Source organism: Roseivivax halotolerans, assembly GCF_900115815.1.
Classification (GTDB): Bacteria; Pseudomonadota; Alphaproteobacteria; order Rhodobacterales; family Rhodobacteraceae; genus Roseivivax; species Roseivivax halotolerans.
Map to the genome: position 1 here is coordinate 1 of NZ_FOXV01000030.1, position 6,616 is coordinate 6,616.

3 tRNA genes and 3 rRNA genes are annotated in these 6,616 nt (G+C 55.3%); all 6 read left to right on the forward strand.

Annotated features, from left to right (window positions below):
• The first annotated feature begins 442 nt into the window (after positions 1-442).
• The 6 genes from BM171_RS18505 to BM171_RS18530 all read left to right on the forward strand — a co-directional run bounded on the left by BM171_RS18505 (position 443) and on the right by BM171_RS18530 (position 6,615).
• Positions 443-1,904: ribosomal RNA gene (locus BM171_RS18505) — 16S ribosomal RNA — on the forward strand.
• 140 nt (positions 1,905-2,044) lie between these two features.
• Positions 2,045-2,120: transfer RNA gene (locus BM171_RS18510), tRNA-Ala, on the forward strand.
• Between the two features lie 114 nt (positions 2,121-2,234).
• Positions 2,235-2,311 (forward strand) — tRNA-Ile (locus tag BM171_RS18515).
• A 462-nt stretch (positions 2,312-2,773) separates the two neighbouring features.
• A 23S ribosomal RNA gene (locus tag BM171_RS18520) occupies positions 2,774-6,227 on the forward strand.
• Positions 6,228-6,364: 137 nt separating this feature from the next.
• Positions 6,365-6,479 (forward strand): 5S ribosomal RNA (gene rrf / locus BM171_RS18525).
• Together the 16S, 23S and 5S rRNA genes with 3 tRNA genes alongside form the textbook arrangement of a ribosomal RNA operon.
• A gap of 59 nt (positions 6,480-6,538) precedes the next feature.
• Positions 6,539-6,615, forward strand: a tRNA-Met gene (locus tag BM171_RS18530).
• Position 6,616 lies beyond the last annotated feature (1 nt).

Genomic DNA, 6,616 nt, shown 5'->3' on the forward strand with positions numbered 1-6,616 from the left:
CGAATTTTCTTCTTGCGGGTTTGGAGAGGTATCCGTAGATAGCGCTTCACCGGCGGCGCTGAGGCGCGGTTGGGGCGCCAGACGGGGCGGCGGCGAGGGCCTGAGGGTTCGAGCGGATCGCAGACGAGGCGGATAACATCTGAGGCATTGCTGGGCGGGCGCGTCGTAGGAATAGGGCGCACTGGTCTGGTTTTTGTCTCTGGCTCTTTGACATTATTGGTATCTGAAGAGATATGCGGGCGGTTTGGTCGATCAACTCGACAGACGTCCAGGCATATCGGCTCTTTAGGGTTTCGGCCCGATGATGAGAGTGTCAGCTTCACTGTTTGAGCGGCTTCGTTTCTTTTGGAGACGTAAGCACGTGAGAACAGATGGCCTTTCACTTTTAGTCGAGTGGAAGGATGTGCTTGGGTTCGAACGTCAAGAACACCTTAGGGTGTTTCAACTTGAGAGTTTGATCCTGGCTCAGAACGAACGCTGGCGGCAGGCTTAACACATGCAAGTCGAGCGAAGCCTTCGGGCTTAGCGGCGGACGGGTGAGTAACGCGTGGGAACGTGCCCTTCTGTGCGGAATAGTCCCTGGAAACGGGGTTTAATACCGCATACGCCCTTTGGGGGAAAGATTTATCGCAGAAGGATCGGCCCGCGTCTGATTAGGTAGTTGGTGGGGTAATGGCCTACCAAGCCGACGATCAGTAGCTGGTTTTAGAGGATGATCAGCCACACTGGGACTGAGACACGGCCCAGACTCCTACGGGAGGCAGCAGTGGGGAATCTTAGACAATGGGCGCAAGCCTGATCTAGCCATGCCGCGTGAGTGATGAAGGTCTTAGGATCGTAAAGCTCTTTCGCTGGGGAAGATAATGACGGTACCCAGTAAAGAAACCCCGGCTAACTCCGTGCCAGCAGCCGCGGTAATACGGAGGGGGTTAGCGTTGTTCGGAATTACTGGGCGTAAAGCGCACGTAGGCGGATCGGAAAGTTGGGGGTGAAATCCCGGGGCTCAACCTCGGAACTGCCTTCAAAACTATCGGTCTAGAGTTCGAGAGAGGTGAGTGGAATTGCGAGTGTAGAGGTGAAATTCGTAGATATTCGCAGGAACACCAGTGGCGAAGGCGGCTCACTGGCTCGATACTGACGCTGAGGTGCGAAAGTGTGGGGAGCAAACAGGATTAGATACCCTGGTAGTCCACACCGTAAACGATGAATGCCAGTCGTCGGGCAGCATGCTGTTCGGTGACACACCTAACGGATTAAGCATTCCGCCTGGGGAGTACGGTCGCAAGATTAAAACTCAAAGGAATTGACGGGGGCCCGCACAAGCGGTGGAGCATGTGGTTTAATTCGAAGCAACGCGCAGAACCTTACCAACCCTTGACATCCTGTGCTACATCGGGAGACCGATGGTTCCCTTCGGGGACGCAGTGACAGGTGCTGCATGGCTGTCGTCAGCTCGTGTCGTGAGATGTTCGGTTAAGTCCGGCAACGAGCGCAACCCACATCCTTAGTTGCCAGCAGTTCGGCTGGGCACTCTAGGGAAACTGCCCGTGATAAGCGGGAGGAAGGTGTGGATGACGTCAAGTCCTCATGGCCCTTACGGGTTGGGCTACACACGTGCTACAATGGTGGTGACAGTGGGTTAATCCCCAAAAGCCATCTCAGTTCGGATTGTCCTCTGCAACTCGAGGGCATGAAGTCGGAATCGCTAGTAATCGCGTAACAGCATGACGCGGTGAATACGTTCCCGGGCCTTGTACACACCGCCCGTCACACCATGGGAGTTGGTTTTACCTGACGACGGTGCGCTAACCTTCGGGAGGCAGCCGGCCACGGTAAGATCAGCGACTGGGGTGAAGTCGTAACAAGGTAGCCGTAGGGGAACCTGCGGCTGGATCACCTCCTTTCTAAGGATGACCTGGCAGATCGTCACGACGATCTCGAGGGTCACTTAGCAGTCCTTCATGGACATATAAGACCGAACCGTCCTCATATCTCTTCAGAACGCTGGGTCCTGCACGGATCGCCGTGCGGGGTTCCATAGCACGGGGCCTTAGCTCAGCTGGGAGAGCGCCTGATTTGCATTCAGGAGGTCAGGAGTTCGATCCTCCTAGGCTCCACCACCAGCTCCGGGCCCTTTGATTTTGGCTGCGACCTCGACGGGGTGCCGCTCTCGGCAGGCTTTCCCTTGGAAAGCCGCCTGACGCGCACTCGTTGAATTGCAGGCAATTCAACGTGGGTCGGTAGCTCAGGTGGTTAGAGCGCACGCCTGATAAGCGTGAGGTCGGAGGTTCAAGTCCTCCTCGACCCACCACTTCCTCCTGGCGGGGGATTTGGTCCCAGAACTCGTCCCGATTAGATCGATCAGCCGTTTGTTAACGTCTGTTCCGTCCAATCGGACGCCTCAATGACATCGTTAAGAGAGATACAATCAACATTGCTTGGTTGCCATAAGTGTTTGGCGACCTCAGTTGGTCTCACCTCGAGTGAGCGGTATGCGCCGGGTCTAGCCGACCTTGTTCATATACCCCTTCTGAAACGAGCAATTGTTGTCCAAGTCAAGTACACTAACCACTCACTGTCTTTGCATAGAGGCAGTGAGACAAGTGCTTTATTGCGACGAAACCTTTGGTCTTGAGCGGCAATCGTCCTCAAGTAGCCGAAGGCGGTAGGACACAATAAAGCGCGGGAAAGTATGCTTTTGATCAGTAGGATATGGGATGTGTCGCCTTGCCTTCGCGCAGGGACGGCAGAGATCCTGTCTCTTACTGGATCAAATCAAGCGCGAGAAGGGCGTTTGGTGGATGCCTTGGCAGCAAGAGGCGATGAAGGACGTGATACTCTGCGATAAGCCGCGGTGAGCCGAGAATAGGCTTTGACCCGCGGATCTCCGAATGGGGCAACCCACCTGATACTCAGTTATTATTAGCCGCAAGGTTCTTGATAATTGGGTAAAACAGGGACTTATGACCTGAATATATAGGGTTATAAGAGCAAACCCGGGGAACTGAAACATCTAAGTACCCGGAGGAAAGGAAATCAATTGATACTCCCCTAGTAGCGGCGAGCGAACGGGGACCAGCCGAGCCTTTAGAGTGACCGGAACATGGTGGAAAACATGGCCGTAGCGGGTGACAGCCCCGTACGGGAAGCTCGAGAGGACGTATTAAGTAGGGCGGGACACGTGAAATCCTGTCTGAAGATCGGGGGACCACCCTCGAAGGCTAAGTACTCCTTGCTGACCGATAGCGAACCAGTACCGTGAGGGAAAGGTGAAAAGCACCCCGACGAGGGGAGTGAAACAGTACCTGAAACCGAGCGCCTACAATCAGTCGGAGCTTGACTGGACTCTTATGACAATCTGCGGTCATGGTCCTGCCTGAGGAATTGAGCGGCATAAAGCCCTCAAGCAACGAAGTGGTAGGGACGAACATGGCCGACGGGACGTTTGCAGTATTGTTGCTGGTGGCGGGATTGACCGACATGAGCGCGAATTACTGCGGAACGGGAACGGGTTGCCTTGGCAAGACGGAGACGTCGCCGCGACTGGCCTTGTCGGCCGGCTCGGTGATCGAACGCAATGCCGAGGAAAGCCCGGAGATCTATCTTCGCTACGATCCGGGATACCGGCTCGGGCCGTTCGGCACGAGCCTGGGTCTGTCGACGGGCGAGGCGGGATCGTGGATCGGTCTCGGGACCACCTACACGGTGCCCTTCGGATCGACGCCGTTCTATGCCGAACTGCATGCGATGCCGGGTCTTTACGTGGAAGACGAGTTCGATCTCGGCGGGCCGGTTGCGTTCCGCTCGGGGGTGGAGCTCGGCTACGAGATGCGGAATGGCTGGCGCGCGGGCCTCAGCTATGACCATCGCTCGAACGCGGGGATCTACGACGACAATCCCGGGATCGAGACGGTGCAATTCCGGATCTCGGTGCCATTCTAGGCGAGAGCAGATGTTATAAGTGTCCAGTCTTGTGACGGCGTACCTTTTGTATAATGGGTCATCGACTTGGTCTATCTAGCAAGCTTAAGCCGTTAGGTGTAGGCGCAGCGAAAGCGAGTCTGAATAGGGCGTTGAGTTAGATGGATCAGACCCGAAACCGAGTGATCTAGGCATGACCAGGATGAAGGTTAGGTAACACTAACTGGAGGTCCGAACCCACACCTGTTGAAAAAGGTCGGGATGAGTTGTGCCTAGGGGTGAAAGGCCAATCAAACTCGGAGATAGCTGGTTCTCCGCGAAATCTATTTAGGTAGAGCGTCATCCGAATACCCCGGGGGGTAGAGCACTGGATGGGTAATGGGGCCCCACAGGCTTACTGATCCTAACCAAACTCCGAATACCCGGGAGTACTAGATGGCAGACACACTGCGGATGCTAACGTCCGTAGTGGAGAGGGAAACAACCCTGACCTACAGCTAAGGCCCCCAATTCATGGCTAAGTGGGAAAGCAGGTGAGACGGCCAAAACAACCAGGAGGTTGGCTTAGAAGCAGCCATCCTTTAAAGATAGCGTAACAGCTCACTGGTCTAAACAAGCTGTCTTGCGGCGAAGATGTAACGGGGCTCAAGCCATGAGCCGAAGCTTAGGATGCCGTATGGCATGGTAGCGGAGCGTAGTGTGACATAGGTTCATTCCTCCTTAGTGGGTTCGCCCACATTGGAGGAGAGAGCTTTACTGTGAAGCCGGGGCGTAAGCCATCCGGTGGAGTGATCACTAGCGAGAATGATGACATGAGTAGCGACAAAGAGTGTGAGAGACACTCTCGCCGAAAGTCCAAGGGTTCCTGCTTAAAGCTAATCTGAGCAGGGTAAGCCGGCCCCTAAGGCGAGGCCGAAAGGCGTAGCCGATGGGAACCAGGTTAATATTCCTGGGCCAGGAGATGGTGACGGATCCCGGACGTTGTCGATCCTTATCGGATTGGATCGGCAGCCAAGGGGTCCCTGGAAATAGCCCTCCATGAGACCGTACCCTAAACCGACACAGGTGGACTGGTAGAGAATACCAAGGCGCTTGAGAGAACGACGTTGAAGGAACTCGGCAAAATACCTCCGTAAGTTCGCGAGAAGGAGGCCCAGTTTCTACGCAAGTATTGGCTGGGGGCACAAACCAGGGGGTGGCGACTGTTTACTAAAAACACAGGGCTCTGCGAAGTCGCAAGACGACGTATAGGGTCTGACGCCTGCCCGGTGCCTGAAGGTTAAAAGGAGGGGTGCAAGCTCCGAATTGAAGCCCAGGTAAACGGCGGCCGTAACTATAACGGTCCTAAGGTAGCGAAATTCCTTGTCGGGTAAGTTCCGACCTGCACGAATGGCGTAACGACTTCCCCGCTGTCTCCAACGTCGACTCAGCGAAATTGAATTGCCTGTCAAGATGCAGGCTACCCGCGGTTAGACGGAAAGACCCCGTGCACCTTTACTACAGCTTCAGACTGGCATCAGGCATGTGATGTGCAGGATAGGTGGTAGGCTTTGAAACCGGAACGCCAGTTCCGGTGGAGCCACCCTTGAGATACCACCCTTCGCCTGCTTGATGTCTAACCGCGAACCGTTATCCGGTTCCGGGACCCTCTGTGGCGGGTAGTTTGACTGGGGCGGTCGCCTCCTAAATCGTAACGGAGGCGCGCGAAGGTTGGCTCAGAGCGGTCGGAAATCGCTCGTTGAGTGCAATGGCAGAAGCCAGCCTGACTGCGAGACTGACAAGTCGAGCAGAGTCGAAAGACGGCCATAGTGATCCGGTGGTCCCAAGTGGGAGGGCCATCGCTCAACGGATAAAAGGTACGCCGGGGATAACAGGCTGATACTGCCCAAGAGTCCATATCGACGGCAGTGTTTGGCACCTCGATGTCGGCTCATCTCATCCTGGGGCTGGAGCAGGTCCCAAGGGTACGGCTGTTCGCCGTTTAAAGAGGTACGTGAGCTGGGTTTAGAACGTCGTGAGACAGTTCGGTCCCTATCTGCCGTGGGTGTAGGATACTTGAGAGGAGTTGCCCCTAGTACGAGAGGACCGGGGTGAACGATCCACTGGTGGACCTGTTGTTGCGCCAGCAGCAGTGCAGGGTAGCTATGATCGGACAGGATAACCGCTGAAGGCATCTAAGCGGGAAGCCCCCCTCAAAACAAGGTATCCCTGAGGGCCGTGGAAGACCACCACGTCGATAGGCCGGAGATGTACGCGCAGCAATGCGCTCAGTTGACCGGTACTAATGGCCCGATAGGCTTGATTTGATCCAGTAAAAGGCAGGATTGCCAAACACTCGGACCAAAAGCACACAAACCCGCAATACAAAACTTGGACAACAAAGGTTGATCCCCTTCATTCCAGAAGGATACCAAAGCGCAAACGCGCTGCGGGCTTTCCTCGGTTTGGTGGTCATAGCGCGAGCAAAACACCCGGTCCCATTCCGAACCCGGCCGTTAAGTGCCGCAGCGCCAATGGTACTGCGTCTCAAGACGTGGGAGAGTAGGTCGCCGCCAAACCTAGTAAAGCCCGATCAATAACAATCGTATCTCTCATAACGATAACATATAACAAATACCGCGGGATGGAGCAGTCCGGTAGCTCGTCAGGCTCATAACCTGAAGGTCGTAGGTTCAAATCCTACTCCCGCAACCAG